Consider the following 17,016-nt stretch of genomic DNA (forward strand, 5'->3'; position numbering starts at 1 on the left):
CGATCACGCCACCTGGCTGCGGCGCGCGCGCTCCAGATGCACCAGCAGCAGCGAGATCGCCGCCGGCGTCATGCCAGGAATACGCTGGGCCTGGCCGATGTGTTGCGGGCGCACGCGTTCGAGCTTTTGCTGCACTTCGATCGACAGCCCGCGGACGCTGGCGTAATCGAAACCGTCCGGGATCGGCGTGGTTTCGTGACGTTGCTGACGCGCGATATCGTCGCGCTGGCGATCCAGGTAGCCGGCGTACTTGACGCTGATTTCCACCTGCTCGGCCACCTGCGTATCGGCCACGCCGGGCCCCAGGGTCGGCACCCGCATCAAGGTGGCGTAGGTGAGTTCCGGGCGCTTGATCAGATCCAGCACGTTGGTTTCGCGGCTGACCGTCACGCCCAGGGCGTCGGCCACCTCGCGGCCCAGCGCATTGCCCGGTGTGGCCCACAGTGCAGACAACCGCGTCGTTTCGCGTTGCACCGCCTCCTGCTTGGCCGCAAAGCGCGCCCAACGCGCGTCGTCCACCAGGCCCATCGCACGCCCGACGCCGGTCAGGCGCGCATCGGCATTGTCCTCGCGCAGCTGCAACCGGTATTCGGCGCGACTGGTGAACATGCGGTACGGCTCGGTGGTGCCGTGGGTAATGAGATCGTCGACCAGCACGCCCAGGTAGGCCTCGTCGCGGCGCGGCGACCACGCCGGCAGCCCCTGCACCTGGCGCGCTGCGTTGAGCCCGGCCAGCAGACCCTGGGCGGCGGCCTCTTCGTAACCGGTGGTGCCGTTGATCTGCCCGGCGAAGAACAGCCCGCCCACTGCCTTGGTTTCCAGCGAGGCCTTGAGCCCGCGCGGGTCGAAGAAGTCGTACTCGATGGCGTAGCCGGGGCGGGTGATGTGCGCGTTCGCAAAGCCGTGGATCGAGCGCACCAGCGCCAGCTGCACATCGAACGGCAGCGAGGTGGAAATGCCGTTGGGATAGATCTCGGCCACCTCCAGGCCTTCGGGTTCGACGAAGATCTGGTGGCTGGTCTTCTCGGCAAAACGCACCACCTTGTCTTCGATCGACGGGCAGTAGCGCGGGCCGATGCCTTCGATCTGCCCCGAATACAGCGGCGAGCGATGCAGCGCGTTGCGAATGATCTCGTGGGTTTGCTCGGTGGTCTGGGTGATCCAGCAGCTGACCTGGCGCGGATGGTCGCTGACCTGGCCCATGAACGACATCACCGGCAATGGGTCGTCGCCGGGCTGCTCGGCCATCACGCCGTAATCGAGCGTGCGCCCGTCGATCCGCGGCGGGGTGCCGGTCTTGAGCCGGTCGATCGCGAACGGGCGCTCGCGCAGGCGCGCGGCCAGCGTGGTGGCCGGCGGATCGCCCATGCGCCCGGCCGCGTACTGGGTTTCGCCCACATGGATCTTGCCGGCCAGGAAGGTGCCGGCGGTCAGCACCACCGACGGCGCTTGGAAACGCAGCCCGGTCTGGGTGATGACCCCACGCACGCTGTCGGCTTCGCTGGCGCCGTGATGAATGATCAGATCGTCCACGGCCGCCTGGAAGACGGTCAGGTTGGGCTGGGCCTCGACGATGCAGCGGATCGCAGTGCGATACAGGTTGCGGTCGGCCTGGCAGCGCGTGGCACGCACTGCCGGCCCCTTGGAGGCGTTGAGCGTGCGCCACTGGATGCCGGCCAGATCCGCTGCGCGTGCCATCGCCCCGCCGAGTGCGTCGATCTCCTTGACCAGGTGGCCCTTGCCGATCCCGCCGATGGCCGGGTTACAGCTCATCGCCCCCACCGTCTCGATGTTGTGGGTGAGCAGCAAGGTGCGCGCCCCTGCGCGTGCAGACGCCAGGGCGGCCTCGGTGCCGGCATGACCGCCTCCGATCACGATGACGTCGTAGCGATAGAAGGAGTCGGACATGGGCGTGGACCAGGAGCGGAAAAGGAAAAACGGCTGCGGAAGTATCGGCTGAAGGGCGGGTCAGGTCACTTGTCCGCTAAAAATGTGACGTAAATCACATTATGCGCAAGTGACCCTCAAGTTGGCATGTTTCGTGCGGATATCCCTACTGCACCCGTCGCGGCATTGCGACATGGGCGCAAAGGCTGGAATTGGAACAGGGGCCAGCCGCGCGTGCGATGGGGTAGCGTAAGGGTCGGTAGTCGGGGGACTGCCGACCCTTATTTTTTCCGATTCCTGCCAGTCGGCGAGCCCTCCGCTGCAGCGCCCGCCAGGCAACATCGAAACAAAAAACAGAAAGCCCCGGCATGCCGGGGCTTTCTGCTTTTGTAGGCGCCGATATCCGACAGGGCCGGAACAGGGGGGATCCAGATTTCCCTGTCGGACATCGACATAAGTCGTTCAGTGGGGCTGGCGCGGTCAAAAAATGACGTGGCGGGTCACACAGAGCACCTAGCTTGCGGCCAATCGTCAGCTGAACGCAAGCCCCCAATATCGCCAAATGTGGGCCAGGTCGCAGTCAGCGTCTTACGGAATCTGTTCGCGTGTGTTTCGCGGAGCGGTTTGCCGTTGGATCTCGCGAATGACACGCGGCGGAGCGCCGATCCGCGGTGGCGGCCGCGACGGCGGAGCGCCGGTCGCCGGCGGGCGATTGGGTTGCTGCGGCCGCGAGCCGCCGGGGCGCTGCCCGTTGTTGAACGAGCCGTTCGGGCGCGGCGGACGGTACTGCGGACGGCGATCGTACTGCCGGTAGTAGTAGCCGCCACCACCACGATAGACCGGGTACACCGGGTAGTCGTACAGGCCGATCGACCCGGCGCCATAGCCATATGGCAAACCATACGGGTTGCCGTAGAAGTACGGGGAGTAGCCGGGCGGATAGCGATACTGCACGGCAGGCGCACCACGGTAATAGCCGCCCGACCCACCGCCGGTGTAGTCGTAGGTTGCGCAGCCGCTCAGGGCCAACAGCCCGGCGGCGAAGATCAGACGGAATTTCATGAATGGTGCCCTCCTGCAACCATGGTGCCACTGTCGAACCGATGCATTGAATCGGTCCTTAATTGTGTGGCATTGCGATGCTTCGTCATCGATCCAGCATGCGCGGCGGCACTGCGTGCGACCCGTGAAGAGGAGGCGATACGTTAATCTTGCGGGCATGATCGAGACGGTCCCCCTTGCCCATTCCGACGTCCTGCAGGCTGCCGCGCGGATTGCGCCGCACTGCGCGCCGACACCGTTGCTGACATCGCACGGCCTGGATGCGCTCAGCGGTGCGCAGTTGTTCTTCAAGGCCGAGCATTTGCAGCGCAGTGGCGCATTCAAATTCCGCGGTGCCTGCAATGCCGTGTGGTCGCTGCCGGATGAGCTGGCTTCGCATGGCGTGGTCACGCATTCATCCGGTAACCACGGCGCGGCGCTGGCGCTTGCCGCACGTACGCGCGGCATCGGCTGCCATGTGGTGGTGCCCGAGGGCGCGGTAGCGGCCAAGCTGGCCAATATCTCCCGGAACGGCGCCACGTTGTGGCGTTGCGCGCCGACCATCGCGGCGCGGGAACAGATGTGCGCCGAGGTGCAGGCCGGCAGCGGCGCCACGCTGGTGCACCCATATACAGATCGCGCAGTGATCGCCGGGCAGGGCACCGCCACGCTGGAACTGCTGCATCAAAGCGGCGGGTTGGACGTGCTGGTGGCGCCGGTCGGCGGTGGCGGGCTGGCGGCCGGGGCCGCGCTGGCGCTGCGCTGCACGCCGGGCTGCGCGCTGGTGCTGGCCGAGCCGGCCGGTGCGGCCGATACCGCGCGCTCCCTGGCGGCCGGTCAGCGGCTGGTCGATTTCGTGCCGGACACTGTGTGCGACGGTCTGCGCGGTAGCTTGGGCGCGCCCAATTTCACGCTGCTGCAGCACGCCGGTGCACAGGTGATCACGGTCGACGATGCCGCGGTGGTGCAGGCGATGCGGCTGGTCTGGCAGGTGCTCAAGCAGGTGATTGAACCATCGTCGGCGATCACCCTGGCGGCGGTGCTGGCCGAGCCGGCGCGGTTCGCCGGGCGGCGGGTGGGGCTGATCCTGTCCGGCGGCAATGTCGATCTGGACGCCTTGCCTTGGGCCGCGGCGTGAGCAGGCGCTCGCGCGGGCTCGGCCTGTGGGGCTGGGGCTGGCGGTTGTGCATGCTGGCGCTGATCTGGCTGGTGGCGGTGGCCGGCTGGATCGTATGGGTCGGCGACCGCGATCAGGCCGCGCCGGCCGATGTCATCATCGTGCTGGGCGCGGCGGCCTACGATGCGCGCCCTTCGCCCGTGTTCGAAGAACGCATCCGGCATGCGCTGGATCTGTACGGGCAGGGTTACGCGCCGCGGCTGCTGTTCACCGGCGGTTTCGGCAACGGTGCGCGCTTTGCCGAATCGCAGGTGGCCCGGCGCTATGCGCTGCGCCACGGCATTCCGCCGGAAGCGATCGTGATCGAAACCGCATCGCGCACGACCCGGCAGAACCTGGAACAGGCGCGCACGTTGATGGAGCGGCACGGCATGCATCGGGCGATCATCGTCAGCGACCCGCTGCACATGGCGCGCGCACTGCGATTGAGCCAGGAGCTGGGCGTGGACGCGCTGGCCTCGTCCACGCCGAGCACGCGCTTTCGCAGCTTCCACACCAGCTGGCGCTTCCTGTTGCAGGAGGTGTATTACTTCCACCGCGATCTGGTGGTGCAAGGGCCGTGACCGCAGGCCTATGATGCGGCTTTCCCAGCGGGCAGGTTCGAGCATGAGCGAGACCCATCGGCAACACGCCATTGGCCTGGTCCAGGCCTACTACGCGGCATTCAACCGTGGCGACTGGGACGGCATGTTGGCGTTTCTGGCCGAGGACGTCGCCCACGACCTCAATCAAGGTCCGCGCGAAATCGGCCGCAACGAATTTGCCGCGTTCCTGCAGCGCATGAGCGACAGTTACCGCGAGCAATTGCGCGACGTGGTCGTCATCGCCAGCGACGACGGCACCCGGGTCGGTGCCGAGTACGTGGTGCATGGCGTGTATCACACCACCGACGAAGGCCTGCCGGAGGCCACCGGGCAGCCCTATGTGCTGGTGGGCGGTGCGTTCTTCGAGGTGCGCGGCGACAAGATCACCCGCGTGACCAACTACTACAACCTGCAGGAATGGATTGCGCAGGTATCGCGCTGAGCGTATCGACCAGCGCTGCGTAGAAGCGCACCTGGGCGCAATGAGGCGTTACCGGCAATGCCTGGTCGCGCCCGGGTGCGCTCCTGCGTGATTAGTGCGGTATCGCGGCCGGAGCTACGCCGATGTAGGAGCGCGCTTGCGCCCAATGAGGCGTTACCGGCGATGCCGGTCGCGCCCAGGTGCACTCCCACGTGGTGGGCGGGGATTACAGCAACACGATCCCGATCACCACCAGGATGAAGATGCCCCACTTGAGTACCTGGTACAGCGGGTTGTTGCGTTCCTTCAGCGCCTTGGCCTTGAGGCGTGCGGCGTAGAAATAGCGGAACACGCGGTTGATGCCGCCGGTCTTGTCGCCTTCCTGGTTGGGCGAGGCGCCGGCCGAGAGCAGGCTGCGGCCGACGAAGCGGTTCACCGCCGCTGCCCAGCGCCAGCGCATCGGGCGTTCGATATCGCAGAACAGGATGATGCGGTCCTGGTCGGTGTCGTTGCGCGCGTAGTGGATATAGGTCTCGTCGAACATGGTCCACTCGCCATCGCGCCAGCTGTGGCGCTGGCCGTCGACGTCGATGAAGCAACGGTCGTCGTTCGGTGTGGCCAGGCCCAGGTGCAGGCGCATGGAGCCGGCGAACGGGTCGCGGTGCGGGCGCAGTTCGCTGCCGGGCGGCAGCTCGGCGAACATCGCGGCCTTCACGGTGGGAATGGACTTCAGCAAGGCGGTGGTCTGCGGGCACAACTCGGATGCCGACGGGTGCGCGGTGCCGTACCACTTCAGATAGAAGCGCTTCCAGCCACGCCGGAAGAACGAATTGAAGCCGATGTCGGTATAGCCTTCGGCAGCGCGGATCTTCTGCATCTGCTGCAACGCCACCGCTTCGTCGCGGATCAGTGGCCAGCTCGCGCGCAGCGGCGCCAGCTCGGGAAATTCCTTGCCCGGATCGATGAACGGCGTGGTCGGCACGCGCGAACACAGGTACATCAATGTGTTGATCGGGGCCATGAAGGTGGAATGGTCCAGCAACTGCCGGCTGAGCCGGTGCCGCACGCGACCGCGGTAATGGATGTAGAGCGCCGATGCGATGAACAGCGCGATGAGGAGCCACTTCAACATGGGGGAGGCCGATTGGGGGCGGGGAGCCGCAAACGTAAGAGCGGCTTCCAACACGTGCACGCGCATTGCTGCGCGGTGTCGGTAGCCACCATCGAACAGATGAGCCGCAACCAAGGAAGTGCGGCCGGTCACTTCAGAATTCTAGCAAGTGTCACCGCCGAGCCTGACGGCCGAGCATTGGCATGGGCGCAAGACTCTGTGTCTCACTGGCAGTGGATGCGCGATGGCCGGCGTTCTGTACCGCCGCTCAGTCGATGCGGCGGCGGATCGGGATGGCGCTGACCGGGACGCTGGCGACGTCATGCCCATGTTCGCGGATGGGCGCGCCCGGTGCCGGCGCCCAGGCATGGGCGTAGATCACTTCCCAGGAGCTGGGCAGGGTGCCGTCCGGCCGCCGCAGCGGTTCGTAGGCAGCGCTGGCGGCCGCGAAGCGACCGCGTCCGGTCAAGGTGGCGCGGCGGTTGCTGAGTGCATTGGTTGCCCCCATCGCACGCAGTTCGCGCATCAGCGCGGGCAGGTCGTTGTAGGTCAGGGTGAACAAGTCGCGGTCCAGCACCGGGTCGCGGAATCCGGACATCAGCAAGGCGTCGCCGAATTGGGCGATCGGCGGAAAACGGCTGACGTGCGGGGCCGGGTCGGTCTGCGCAAAGGCCTCGCGCAATTCGATCAACGTTTCCGGGCCGAAGGTGGAGCACAGCAGCAGCCCACCCGGGCGCAGCGCGCGGCGGAAACCGGCGAACACGGCCGGCAGGTCTTCCACCCACTGCAGGCACAGATTGCTGAAGATCACATCCACGCTGCCGTCGGCGACCGGCAGCGCGCGCGCATCGGCGCACACCTGCGTGAACGGCTTCCACCAGCCCGCGCCCTTGCGCGCCTGGCGCAGCATCGGCATGGCCTGATCCAGCGCGATCACCTGTGCCTTTGGCCAGCGCTTCTTGATTGCAGCGCTGGCATGGCCGGGGCCGGCGCCGACATCCAGCACCACCTTGGGCACCTGCTCGCCCAGGTAGTCGAGCGATTCGAACAGGCGGGTTTCCGCTTCGCGTTGAAGTGCGGCGGCGGCGGTATAAGTGCTGGCGGCACGCGCAAACGCGCGCCGGACGTGGCGGGGGTCGAAAGTACTGGTCATGGCAAGGCTATTGTCGCCCCTGGCAGGGGCGGAGGGAATCGATCGGGCCTGCAAGGCGCCGCGCTAGAACGTGCCGGGATAACTGCCGCCATCGATCAACAGATTCTGTCCGGTGATGTAGCCGGCCTGCGCACTGCACAGAAAGGCGCAGGCCGCGCCGAACTCGTCCGGCTCGCCAAAACGCGCCGCCGGAATGCCCGCACGCTTGCGTTCGGCGACCTCGTCGACGGTGCTGCCCTGTTGCTGCGCGAGGGCGGCGAAGTTGCCGCGCAGGCGGTCGGTGGCGAACTGCCCGGGCAACAGGTTGTTGATGGTGACGTTGTCGGCCACGGTACTGCGCGCGAGCCCGGCGACGAAGCCGGTCAGGCCGGCGCGCGCGCCATTGGACAGGCCTAGGATGTCGATCGGCGCCTTCACCGCGCTGGAGGTGATGTTGACGATGCGGCCGAAGCGGCGTGCGCGCATGCCATCGACGGTGGCGCGGATCAGTTCGATCGGGGCGAGCATGTTGGCGTCCAGCGCGCGTAGCCAATCTTCGCGTTCCCACTGGCGGAAATCGCCAGGCGGCGGGCCGCCGGCGTTGTTGATCAGGATGTCGACCTGCGGACAGGCCGCAAGTGCCGCGCTGCGTCCTTCCGGCGTGGCGATGTCGGCCACCACGCTGCGCACCTGGCCGGCGCCGGGCAGTGCGCGCAAGGCATCGGCGGCGTGCTCCAGTGCCTCACGGCCGCGCGCGGCGATCACCACATTGACGCTTTCGCCGGCCAATGCACGTGCGCAGCCCAAACCCAGCCCCTTGCTTGCGGCGCAGACCAGCGCCCAGCGGCCAGCGATTCCCAGATCCATGCGAGATGTCCTCGATCAGCGATGTCGCATGATCGACGATCGGCTCATGGCACGGACGCAACGAAGCGTTGCAGCGCCTCGCTGACCTGATCTGCATGACCCAGAAACGGCGCGTGACCACCGCCGGCAATGGTGAGCGCCTGCGCGTGCGGGCTGAGCGCGGCGGCGGCATGCATGCCGGCGGCAGGCACCAGGCGATCGCGTTGCCCGGCGATCCACAGGCTGGGGCGTGCGAGTTGCGGCAGGGCGCGGCGCAGATCGGTGCGTTCGAGCAGGGTGAGGCCTTGCTGCAACGCCTCCGGTGCCGGTTCACCGCGCGCGGTGAGCGTCTCGCGCAGGCTGCGCAGTTCGCTACGTGCGTGCGCCGAGCCGAGCGTGTCCAGCGCCAGGAAACGCTCCAGCGTGCCGCGATAGTCGCGCGACAATTCGACACCGAATTGCACGAACACCTCGCGCTGGACGGCACTTGGCCAATCGTTGCTACGCACGAAACGCGGGGTGGCGGCAATCATCGCCAGCCCGCGCACCTGCGGCAGGGTGGCGGCCGCATGCAACGCAAACAGCCCGCCCAGCGACCAGCCGAGCCAGACCGCCGGCGGCGTGGCGGCCGCAATTTCTGCAACCACATAAGGCAATGCCAACGGCGTGCTGTCGTCGCGACTGAAGCCGTGCCCGGGCAGGTCGACCAGATGCAGTTGATACTGCGGTGACAGGCGCTCTACCAGCGGTGCGAACACGCCGCCGTGCAGTGCCCAACCGTGCAGGAGAACCAGCGCAGGCCCGTGGCCGATGACATCGATATGCATGCGCGCATTGTCGCCGATTGTGGCGTGCCGGCATGCATCGTGGAACTGCGCGCTGGTGATGGGGGGCATGCAGATCCGATGTTGGGTGCAGCGCCCAGACGTCAATGCGTGGCGGCTGCACGCAGTGCGGCGATCTTTGGAGCCAGCAACGCCCATTGCGCACGCGCATGACCGCAGCGGTGCCAGCGCGCCGGCCAATGCCAGCGCCGTGCGCGCCGCGCCTGGATCGCCGCAGCCAGCCAATCGGGATCGAAACCATCCCAGACGCCAGCCATGCTGCGCAGATTGCCGATCAGTACCGGATGCACCTCATGCAACAACATCGTGCGCAACTGTTCCAGGGTGAAGGGCGAGGCAGCCAGGACGCGCGCAACGCCGTCTTGGTCGCAACTGTCGTTGTCCAGATACAGCCGCGACAAGGCTTCCCACACGCGCCGTTGCGCCACCGTGTCTGGGCCAGTCATCGCGAGTGACATGTCAGTACCCGGTTGCGACTGGATGCCGGCGCGCACCGGTTGCGCGGCTGGCCCACTGCAGGAAATCCATCCCGCAATGCACGCTCAGCGCGCCGTTGTCGCCTGCCATGCAGCTGTCTCGTGCAATCGCTGCAGTGGTTGAGTGGCCCACGCGTGTCTGCGTACAGGCCAGCCACGCACTGCCACGTGCCTCAGGCAGAGGCACGCAGCGGCTGCCGACTGACCACATCGCGCGCCTGCACGATGGCCTCGATCAATGTCTGCACCTGCTGTGGCGTATGCAACGCAGACAAGGTGATGCGCAAGCGCGCCTTGCCTTCGGGCACGGTGGGCGGACGAATGGCGCCCACCATGAAACCTGCCTGTTCCAGTGCAGCCGACATCGCCATCACGGTTGCTTCCTCGCCGCATAGCAGCGGCTGGATCGGCGTGTCGGAGGCCATCAGTTCGAAGCCGTGCTTGCGCGCGCCATCGCGGAACGCACCGATCAATTCGACCAGGCGCGTACGCCGCCAATCGTCGCGACGCGCCAGGCGCACCGCCGCCAGGGTGGCCGCGACCTGCGCCGGCGGCAACGCAGTGGTGTAGATGTAGGGACGCGCGGTTTCGGCCAGATGGCGCACCAGCGCTTCTTCGCCCACCACCACCGCGCCGTAGCCACCGAGCGCCTTGCCCAGCGTGACCAACTGCAACGGCACTTCGGCCACGCCCAAGCCGGCATCGGCCACGCAACCACGCCCTTGCGGGCCGAGCACGCCCACACCGTGCGCGTCGTCCACATAGAACAGCGCTTGCTGCATGCGTGCCACCAGGCTCAAGGCGCGCAGCGGCGCGACATCGCCATCCATGCTGAAAACGCCGTCGGTGGCCAGCATCGCTGCGCCCTCGGGCGCGCCCTTGAGCTGGCGCATCGCGCCTTCCACGTCCAGGTGCGGATAGCGCCGCAGCCGGCAGCCGGCCAGCCGCGTGGCATCGAGCAGGCTGGCGTGATTGAGCCGGTCCTGCACGCAGACGTCGTCTTCTTCGCTGAGCAATGCCTGTTGCACGGCCAGATTGGCGATGAAGCCGCTGCCGAACAGCAACGCCGACGGATAGCCCAGCCAGTCGGCGATTTCGCGTTCGAGCGTTTCGTGCGCGGTGTGGTGGCCGCAGATCAGATGCGAGGCGGTGGCGCCGGCACCATCGCGGGCAGCGGCATCCTGCAGCGCGGCGACCACTTCGAACTGTTGCGACAGGCCCAGGTAGTCGTTGGAACAGAAACCGGTCAGCCAACGGCCATCGATCTCCAGCCGCACGCCATCGCGCCTGCCCACCTGTCGCCGCACCCGCACCCGTTCCTGGGCCACACGCAATTTACGCAGCGACGAAATCCGTTCGTGCAGATCGGGGCGAGCCATGGGGGCGTTCAACGGCAGGGAAGGCCGGCTAGCGTAGCGTGCCGGGCTCGGGGCGCCCAGCCGCCACCGACGACCGGTGCCCGGCACCGGGTCAGGCGGCGTGCTCGCAGGCCGCGCTGCGGGTGATCTCCGCATGGACGGTGCCGGGGTGATCGTGCTCGGCCGCATCGACGGTGATCTGCATCGGACGCAGGCCCAGGCGCTGGAACAGGGCCTGGTCGCGCTCGGTGTCCGGGTTGCCGGTGGTGAGCAGTTTTTCGCCGTAGAAAATCGAATTGGCACCGGCCAGGAAGCACAGCGCCTGCAGTTCGTCGCTCATCGCCTCGCGGCCGGCAGACAGGCGCACCATCGATTTCGGCATGGCGATACGGGCCACGGCGATCATGCGCACGAACTCGAACGGATCCAGTTGCTGGGTGCCATGCAGTGGCGTACCGGGGACCTGCACCAGCTGGTTGATCGGCACCGAATCCGGATGCGCCGGCAGCGTGGCCAGCGCCAGCAGCAGGCCGATGCGGTGTTCGCGGGTTTCGCCCATGCCGACGATGCCGCCGCAGCAGGTCTTCAGGCCGACATCGCGCACATGCTCCAGCGTGTTCAGACGGTCCTGGTACTGGCGGGTATGGATGATCGAGTCGTAGTAATCCGGCGCGGTGTCCAGATTGTGGTTGTAGTAGTCAAGTCCGGCATCCTTGAGCGCACGCGCCTGGCCGGCGTCGAGCATGCCGAGCGTGGCGCAGGTTTCCAGGCCCATGGCCTTCACCTCGCGGATCATGGCGGCCACCTTGGGGATGTCGCGCTCCTTGGGCGAGCGCCAGGCGGCGCCCATGCAGAAGCGCGAGGCGCCGGCGGCCTTGGCCTGGCGCGCCTTGGCGACGACCTCTTCGGTCTCCATGAGCTTCTGCGCGCTCACGCCGGTGTCGTAGCGCTGCGCCTGCGGGCAATACGCGCAGTCTTCCGGGCAACCGCCGGTCTTGACCGAGAGCAAGGTGGACACCTGCACTTGCGCCGGGTCGAAGTGCGCGCGATGCAAGCTGGCCGCGCGATGCAGCAGCTCCGGAAACGGCAGATCGAACAACGCCTGCAGCTCTTTGCGATCCCAGTCATGGCGGAGGACAACAGACATCGGAGTTTCCTGACAGTCAGCGGCTTGGAAGCCAGGCAGTCTGGTGAGCATGGAAGAGGCTGTCAACTTCAATCAGGTCCGATCGGTTTACAGATGGCCGCAGCGGGTGCTGCGGCTGTTGCTGCCGAGCCTGTGTCTGGTCTGCGCCGAGGCCGGCACGCCCGACGGCGATCTCTGCCCCGCATGCCGCGCCGCCTTGCCCGACCACGGCCACGCCTGCCTGTGCTGCGCCACCCAACTGTTCGCTTCCGACGCGGTGGCGCTGTGCGGGCAGTGCCTGCAGCACCCACCACCGCTGCAGCGGGTGCATGCCTGTTTTACCTATCGCTGGCCGGTGGATGGGCTGCTGCGGCGGTTCAAGTTCCATCAGGACCTGGCGGCAGGCCGCCTGCTCAGCGAACTGATGGCTCGGCGCTGCGTGGGGCTGCCGCGCCCGCAGGCGTTGGTGCCGGTAAGCCTGCACCGGCAGCGCCTGCGCCAGCGCGGTTACGACCAGGCGCTGGAGCTGGCCCGACCGCTGGGCCGCGCGCTGCAGCTGCCGTGCCTGCCATTGCTGCGACGCGTTCGCGCGACCGCACCGCAATCCGAACTGGATGCGGTCGAGCGGCAGCGCAATCTGCGCGATGCGTTCGAGGCCCGCGGCGCCTTGCCGGCGCATGTGGCCTTGGTGGACGACGTGATGACGACCGGCGCGACACTCCACGCCGCGGCGAAGGCCTTGCGCAAGGCGGGTGTTCAACGGGTGGATGCCTGGGTCTGCGCGCGGGTGCCTTGACCTGGCCTGCCGGCACCGGGTGCGCGCGGCTTCGCCCGTACCCTCACCCCAACCCCTCTCCCGCAGGAGAGGGGCTCGCTGGCTGACAGGACAGCGCGGTGGAAGGCGATGCGGCTTCGGTGGGTGGACGGCGCAGGGCTAGACGAGGAGTCGAGCGGTCAAAGATGCCCGCACGCTTCGAACCCTCACCCGTAATCCCAACATCTGGTCTGTAATCGACGGATCCCCGATCCCCGATCCCCGATCCCCGATCCCCGATCCCCGATCCCCGATCCGCGATCCCCAATCCCCAATCCCCAATCCCCAATCCCCAATCCCCAATCCCCAATCCCCAATCCCCAATCCCCAATCCCCAATCCCCAATCCCCAATCCCCAATCCCCAAGCTACCGCCCCGCCACCGCCACTGCGATGCCGACGAAGATCGCCAGGCCAACCCAGTTGTTGTGCAGGAAGGCGTGGAAGCAGGGGCCGCGCTCGCGGTGGCGGGCGATACGGAATTCGTAGGCGACCAGCAGCGCCGCAACGGCCAGACCGGCCCAGTACGCCACACCGAGATCGGCGCGCAGGCCGACCAATCCCAGCGTCGCGGCCATCAGCGCATACAAGATGCCTTGCGCGATCAGATCGAATCTACCGAACAGGATGGCGGTGGATTTGCTGCCCATGCGGATGTCGTCGTCGCGGTCGACCATGGCGTACCAGGTGTCGTAGGCGGTGGCCCACAGGATGTTGGCGGCATATAGCAGCCAGCCCAGCAACGGCACGCTGCCTTGCACGGCGGCGAAGGCCATCGGGATGCCCCAGCCGAACGCCATGCCCAGATAGACCTGCGGCAGGTGGGTATGGCGCTTGAGATAGGGGTAGCTGGCGGCCAGGAAGACGCCGGGCACGCTCAGCGCCACGGTGAGCCAGTTGAGCGTGAGCACCAGTGCGAAGGCCACCAGCATCAGCACCACGAACACCCAGAGCGCCTCGCGCCCGGAGACCGCGCCGGTGGCCAGCGGGCGCGATTTGGTGCGCTCCACGTGCGGATCCAGCCAGCGGTCGGCGTAATCGTTGATCACGCAGCCGGCCGAACGGGTCAGCCACACCCCGGCGGTGAACACGAACAGCGTCCACAACGGCGGCAGGCCATCGGCCGCCAGCCACAACGCCCACCAGGTGGGCCAGAGCAACAACAGGCTCCCGATCGGACGGTCGCCACGGACCAGCTTCCAGTACTGGCCCAATCGCTGCGGCCACGTCAGCGCGCGCGCTGTGGGCAATTGTTCGACACCATGCTTGCTCATGCGGCAAAGGGTAGCAGCGCGGCTCGGCCGTGGTCATGTGGACGCGGGGTGGGCGCTGTGCGGGCGGCAATCCTGGCAATGCCCTGCCTGCGCGATGGCCGGCTGTTCATGGGGTGCGGCTGGCCGCAGCAAGCAATGCTGCGAGCGGCCGGGGGCCGGGCGTTGATGCGGGCGGGCTGCGGCAGGCGGTGTGGTTGCCACGCAAGCTTGGCAGTGAGCGCGCTCAGGCGCGTGCTCAAGCTGACTGTCAGGTGGGGACGCTGAGCAGGCTTGCGTCTGGCAACGGCCGCTTGAGATGGCCACACGGCTGTACGCGTGGCCCTGCGCGCTTGAACCTGGGCACCCGGTGTCGCACAGCGACCGCCCGGGCCGAGACGCCGGCGTCATCACGTCTGGAGCGACGCCGCGGCTCGCCAAGACCCGCGGCGCCCGGCCCCATCACGCGCACGCCGGCTGTTCTGGCATAATGCGCGGCCAGGCGCTCGTAGCTCAGCCGGATAGAGTAGTGGCTTCCGAAGCCATTGGTCGGGGGTTCGAATCCCTCCGGGCGCACCAGTTCAGTTCCAGAGCTTGTGCTGGGATTTAAAAAAAACCCTCGAGAGATCGGGGGTTTTTTGTTGCCTGTACAGCGAACGGTCCACTCGGATCCATTGGCATCCAGGCTGATCGGGCATAGATGGGCGCATCCGCCCTCAACGCAGCCACGCAGAAGAGGGATGTCCCATGCAGTCAAGCGGCTTCATGGAACGCTTCAACGACAGCGACCAACGCGGCGTCCTAGAGATGCACGGGTTCCGCAGTTTGAGCGAAGCGAACAAACAGACCGCCGCCGTGTGGCTGGTTGCCGGCAGCCAATAACCACTGCATGGACGCGGCGGGCAAACACCCGCCGCGTTCTGCGATCAACATCATCAGCATGCCTATCCATTCTCAACTGCGGGAGTGGCCTCGCCGGACGCCAGGGCCTAACGGATGCCCCATTCCCCGAGCAGTACACGCGCCCGCCGCTCGATGAAGCGGTTCGCGTTGGCCTGCGCCTGCTCGGACTCCTGCTTGGCCTCCGCTTCCCCGATGACACCCTCATGCGCTTCGTCAAGCTGAGCCATCGCCCACGTGATCGCCGCATCCTGCGCCGCTTTTCCCTCCACATCGTGCATGGAGATGTAGGCCTTCAGTGGCGGCCACATTTCCACACGCCCGTTGAGTTCATTCCTGCTGCGCAGCAGCCTCTCCCTGGACAGCCCCAGGTCGGGATTTTGCAGCGCTTCCTGCAGCAGGCCCAGCGCCGTCTCGGGGTCCTGCATGTGCATGAGCTTATGCTTGAGCATCTCCGCAAACGCGGTCTTGACGTCTCCTCGCACGGCCGGCCCGGAACCACCCACCTGCGTCATGCCGTCCAGGTTCAGTCTCTTGGGGGTGTGGTCGCTCAAGAATTGGCCGAAGCTGCTGCGGAATTCGGGTGATCGAATGGCCTCGGCCACCACCTGGTCCAGCAGGGGCATGTCGGCCGATGTAATGGCTGCGCCGAAGATCCTGGCATTTTGCGCCAGGCCCTGCGCCCACTTGTCAAAACGCTCGCCCAGGTCGGCATCGACACTGCGCAACACGCGCGTGAACTCGGGGACGCGGTTCCATGACGACCCGGCCTGCTGCGCCGCCGGCACGGGCGCGCGTTGTCTCCGCTCGGCCAGCCGCTGTGCCGCGCGCTGTGCCTGGCGCTGCGCGCGCTCCGGGTCGCGGATCTGCAGCAATTGGTCTGCCAGATGATCCGGCACCTTGATATCGCATTGAGCGGGCAGTCGGGCCAGCGACTGTGGAAGGGTCTGCAGGCCCGTGTCGCGCAGGTCCAGCAGTTGCAATTGGGCCAGATCCGCCACGCTGTCGGGCAGCTGCCGGAGCGCGGCGCAACCTTTCAGCGACAGTTCCGTCAAGCCGCGCAGTTGACCGATGTCCTCAGGCAAGTGCGCCAGGCGGCGGTTGGACGACAGATTGAGTTTTTCCAGCCTATGCAGCTGGGTGAGGCTGCCAGGAAGCCGCTCAAGCTTGGAATTCGATGCCACCTCCAGTGACCTGAGGCCCCGCATGAGGCCGATGTTCTCAGGCAACTCGTGAAAATGCGAAGAGTGCGGCATACGCAACTCGGTCAAGTGGCTCAGTTCAACGATGCTGGCTGGCAGGCGCGCATAGTGCCCGCCTGCCAGCGTGAGGCTGCGCAGACCTTGCATGCGCCCCAGGTCTGCGGGCAACTCGTCCAACGGAGCCAACGCCAATTGAAGGGTTTCTAGATTGGACAGGCGCGTCAACGAGGGTGGCAACTTTTTCAGACCGTGCGCGCCAACGACCTGCAGATGGCGGAGCTGGCGCAGCTGTCCCAGGTTGTCTGGCAGCGACTGAAGCCCGGTATGCACCAGCGTCAATTTCTGTAGGGCGTCGAGCCGGCCGATCGCATCGGGGAGCGTCGTGGCAGGGAGGCCGTAGTCGAGAACAAGTTCGGTGCTGCGGCGGGTCGCTGCACGGCGGATTTTGTCTGCCACGCTTTGCAGCACCTCCCGCGACGTATCCCTCTGCCCGTCGTGCAGGTTGTAGCCCGTCCGGACCCGCTCTGCCATCGGTAGGCTTTGCGCCAGCCATTCGTCGATGTCGCGCTCGATACTGCCCGGTGGTGCAGAAGAGGCGCCCGCGAGTGCCGCCGGCTGACTCGACGGATGCAACGGCGATCGGAAAAGGCGCCCTTGCGCGGCATTTCTTGGCGTCGACGTGTCTGCCGCTGACGTGCTTTCGCGCCGTCGCGGCCGCGCGAGCAGAGGGCTTAGCAAGCCCTCCGGTTGCGAAGATTGCCGTGAAGGCCTGTCTTCAGCAGGCGCTTGATCGGCGGTATCCGTTCGCGGGCGAGAGCGTAGTAGGCGATTGACATTGAACATGGAG

Annotated in this window: 16 protein-coding genes and 1 tRNA gene; 6 read left to right on the forward strand and 11 right to left on the reverse strand. The window is 66.8% G+C overall.

What is annotated here, in order from left to right; all coding sequences use genetic code 11:
- Nucleotides 1-3 precede the first annotated feature (3 nt).
- The gene (mnmG, locus tag ACCQ03_RS02240; protein WP_017156481.1) at nucleotides 4-1,908 is read right to left on the reverse strand and encodes a tRNA uridine-5-carboxymethylaminomethyl(34) synthesis enzyme MnmG; all 1,905 of its coding nucleotides are present in this window, start codon (nucleotides 1,906-1,908) and stop codon (nucleotides 4-6) included.
- Between the two features lie 567 nt (nucleotides 1,909-2,475).
- Nucleotides 2,476-2,949, reverse strand: a complete 474-nt coding sequence (locus tag ACCQ03_RS02245; RefSeq protein WP_057678867.1) for a hypothetical protein — start codon at nucleotides 2,947-2,949, stop codon at nucleotides 2,476-2,478.
- A 157-nt stretch (nucleotides 2,950-3,106) separates the two neighbouring features.
- On the opposite strand from ACCQ03_RS02245, the gene ACCQ03_RS02250 reads away from it, so the two are divergent.
- The 3 genes from ACCQ03_RS02250 to ACCQ03_RS02260 are packed head-to-tail and all read left to right on the forward strand — an operon-like array spanning nucleotide 3,107 to nucleotide 5,131.
- The gene (locus tag ACCQ03_RS02250; RefSeq protein WP_150147532.1) at nucleotides 3,107-4,066 is read left to right on the forward strand and encodes a pyridoxal-phosphate dependent enzyme; all 960 of its coding nucleotides are present in this window, start codon (nucleotides 3,107-3,109) and stop codon (nucleotides 4,064-4,066) included.
- The gene (locus tag ACCQ03_RS02255) at nucleotides 4,051-4,668 is read left to right on the forward strand and encodes a YdcF family protein (protein ID WP_057678868.1); all 618 of its coding nucleotides are present in this window, start codon (nucleotides 4,051-4,053) and stop codon (nucleotides 4,666-4,668) included. The genes ACCQ03_RS02250 and ACCQ03_RS02255 overlap by 16 nt, the downstream gene beginning before the upstream one ends.
- A 43-nt stretch (nucleotides 4,669-4,711) precedes the next feature.
- Nucleotides 4,712-5,131, forward strand: coding sequence for a ketosteroid isomerase-related protein (locus tag ACCQ03_RS02260; protein ID WP_209225182.1), 420 nt, complete (start codon nucleotides 4,712-4,714; stop codon nucleotides 5,129-5,131).
- A gap of 205 nt (nucleotides 5,132-5,336) precedes the next feature.
- Here the strand turns inward: ACCQ03_RS02260 and lpxO are convergent, their stop codons facing one another.
- The 7 genes from lpxO to bioB form a co-directional block, all read right to left on the reverse strand.
- A complete protein-coding gene (gene lpxO / locus ACCQ03_RS02265; RefSeq protein ID WP_057678869.1) occupies nucleotides 5,337-6,242 on the reverse strand; it encodes a lipid A hydroxylase LpxO in 906 nt (301 codons plus the stop codon).
- Between the two features lie 247 nt (nucleotides 6,243-6,489).
- Nucleotides 6,490-7,374: a malonyl-ACP O-methyltransferase BioC gene (gene bioC, locus ACCQ03_RS02270; protein ID WP_057678870.1), complete on the reverse strand. Its 885-nt coding sequence runs from the start codon at nucleotides 7,372-7,374 to the stop codon at nucleotides 6,490-6,492.
- Nucleotides 7,375-7,437: 63 nt separating this feature from the next.
- Nucleotides 7,438-8,220: an SDR family oxidoreductase gene (locus ACCQ03_RS02275; RefSeq protein ID WP_057678871.1), complete on the reverse strand. Its 783-nt coding sequence runs from the start codon at nucleotides 8,218-8,220 to the stop codon at nucleotides 7,438-7,440.
- Between the two features lie 44 nt (nucleotides 8,221-8,264).
- Nucleotides 8,265-9,026, reverse strand: a complete 762-nt coding sequence (gene bioH / locus ACCQ03_RS02280) for a pimeloyl-ACP methyl ester esterase BioH (RefSeq protein WP_057678876.1) — start codon at nucleotides 9,024-9,026, stop codon at nucleotides 8,265-8,267.
- Nucleotides 9,027-9,127: 101 nt separating this feature from the next.
- Nucleotides 9,128-9,502: a DUF7079 family protein gene (locus tag ACCQ03_RS02285; protein WP_057678872.1), complete on the reverse strand. Its 375-nt coding sequence runs from the start codon at nucleotides 9,500-9,502 to the stop codon at nucleotides 9,128-9,130.
- 191 nt (nucleotides 9,503-9,693) lie between these two features.
- Nucleotides 9,694-11,067 (reverse strand): 8-amino-7-oxononanoate synthase, encoded by a 1,374-nt coding sequence (gene bioF, locus ACCQ03_RS02290; protein ID WP_170922335.1) that lies wholly within the window; start codon nucleotides 11,065-11,067, stop codon nucleotides 9,694-9,696.
- Nucleotides 10,991-12,025: a biotin synthase BioB gene (gene bioB / locus ACCQ03_RS02295; protein WP_057678874.1), complete on the reverse strand. Its 1,035-nt coding sequence runs from the start codon at nucleotides 12,023-12,025 to the stop codon at nucleotides 10,991-10,993. The genes bioF and bioB overlap by 77 nt, the downstream gene beginning before the upstream one ends.
- A 49-nt stretch (nucleotides 12,026-12,074) precedes the next feature.
- Here bioB and ACCQ03_RS02300 point away from each other — a divergent pair, with 49 nt between their 5' ends.
- Nucleotides 12,075-12,800 carry a ComF family protein gene (locus tag ACCQ03_RS02300; RefSeq protein WP_170922336.1) on the forward strand — a complete coding sequence of 242 codons (726 nt, stop codon included), beginning with the start codon at nucleotides 12,075-12,077 and terminating at the stop codon, nucleotides 12,798-12,800.
- Between the two features lie 385 nt (nucleotides 12,801-13,185).
- Here ACCQ03_RS02300 and ubiA read toward each other — a convergent pair whose 3' ends face one another.
- Entirely contained in the window at nucleotides 13,186-14,091 is a 906-nt protein-coding gene (ubiA, locus tag ACCQ03_RS02305; protein ID WP_057687060.1) for a 4-hydroxybenzoate octaprenyltransferase, read from the reverse strand.
- Nucleotides 14,092-14,569: 478 nt separating this feature from the next.
- Between ubiA and ACCQ03_RS02310 the strand changes: the two genes are divergently transcribed.
- Together ACCQ03_RS02310 and ACCQ03_RS02315 are read left to right on the forward strand one after the other, a co-directional pair.
- Nucleotides 14,570-14,646, forward strand: a tRNA-Arg gene (locus ACCQ03_RS02310).
- Between the two features lie 168 nt (nucleotides 14,647-14,814).
- Nucleotides 14,815-14,949: an integrase core domain-containing protein gene (locus ACCQ03_RS02315; RefSeq protein WP_139791011.1), complete on the forward strand. Its 135-nt coding sequence runs from the start codon at nucleotides 14,815-14,817 to the stop codon at nucleotides 14,947-14,949.
- A 107-nt stretch (nucleotides 14,950-15,056) separates the two neighbouring features.
- Here ACCQ03_RS02315 and xopAE read toward each other — a convergent pair whose 3' ends face one another.
- A complete protein-coding gene (xopAE, locus tag ACCQ03_RS02320) occupies nucleotides 15,057-16,508 on the reverse strand; it encodes a type III secretion system effector XopAE (protein ID WP_057687070.1) in 1,452 nt (483 codons plus the stop codon).
- Nucleotides 16,509-17,016 lie beyond the last annotated feature (508 nt).

It is taken from the genome of Xanthomonas sp. NCPPB 3569 (assembly GCF_041475645.2).
Classification (GTDB): Bacteria; Pseudomonadota; Gammaproteobacteria; order Xanthomonadales; family Xanthomonadaceae; genus Xanthomonas; species Xanthomonas phaseoli.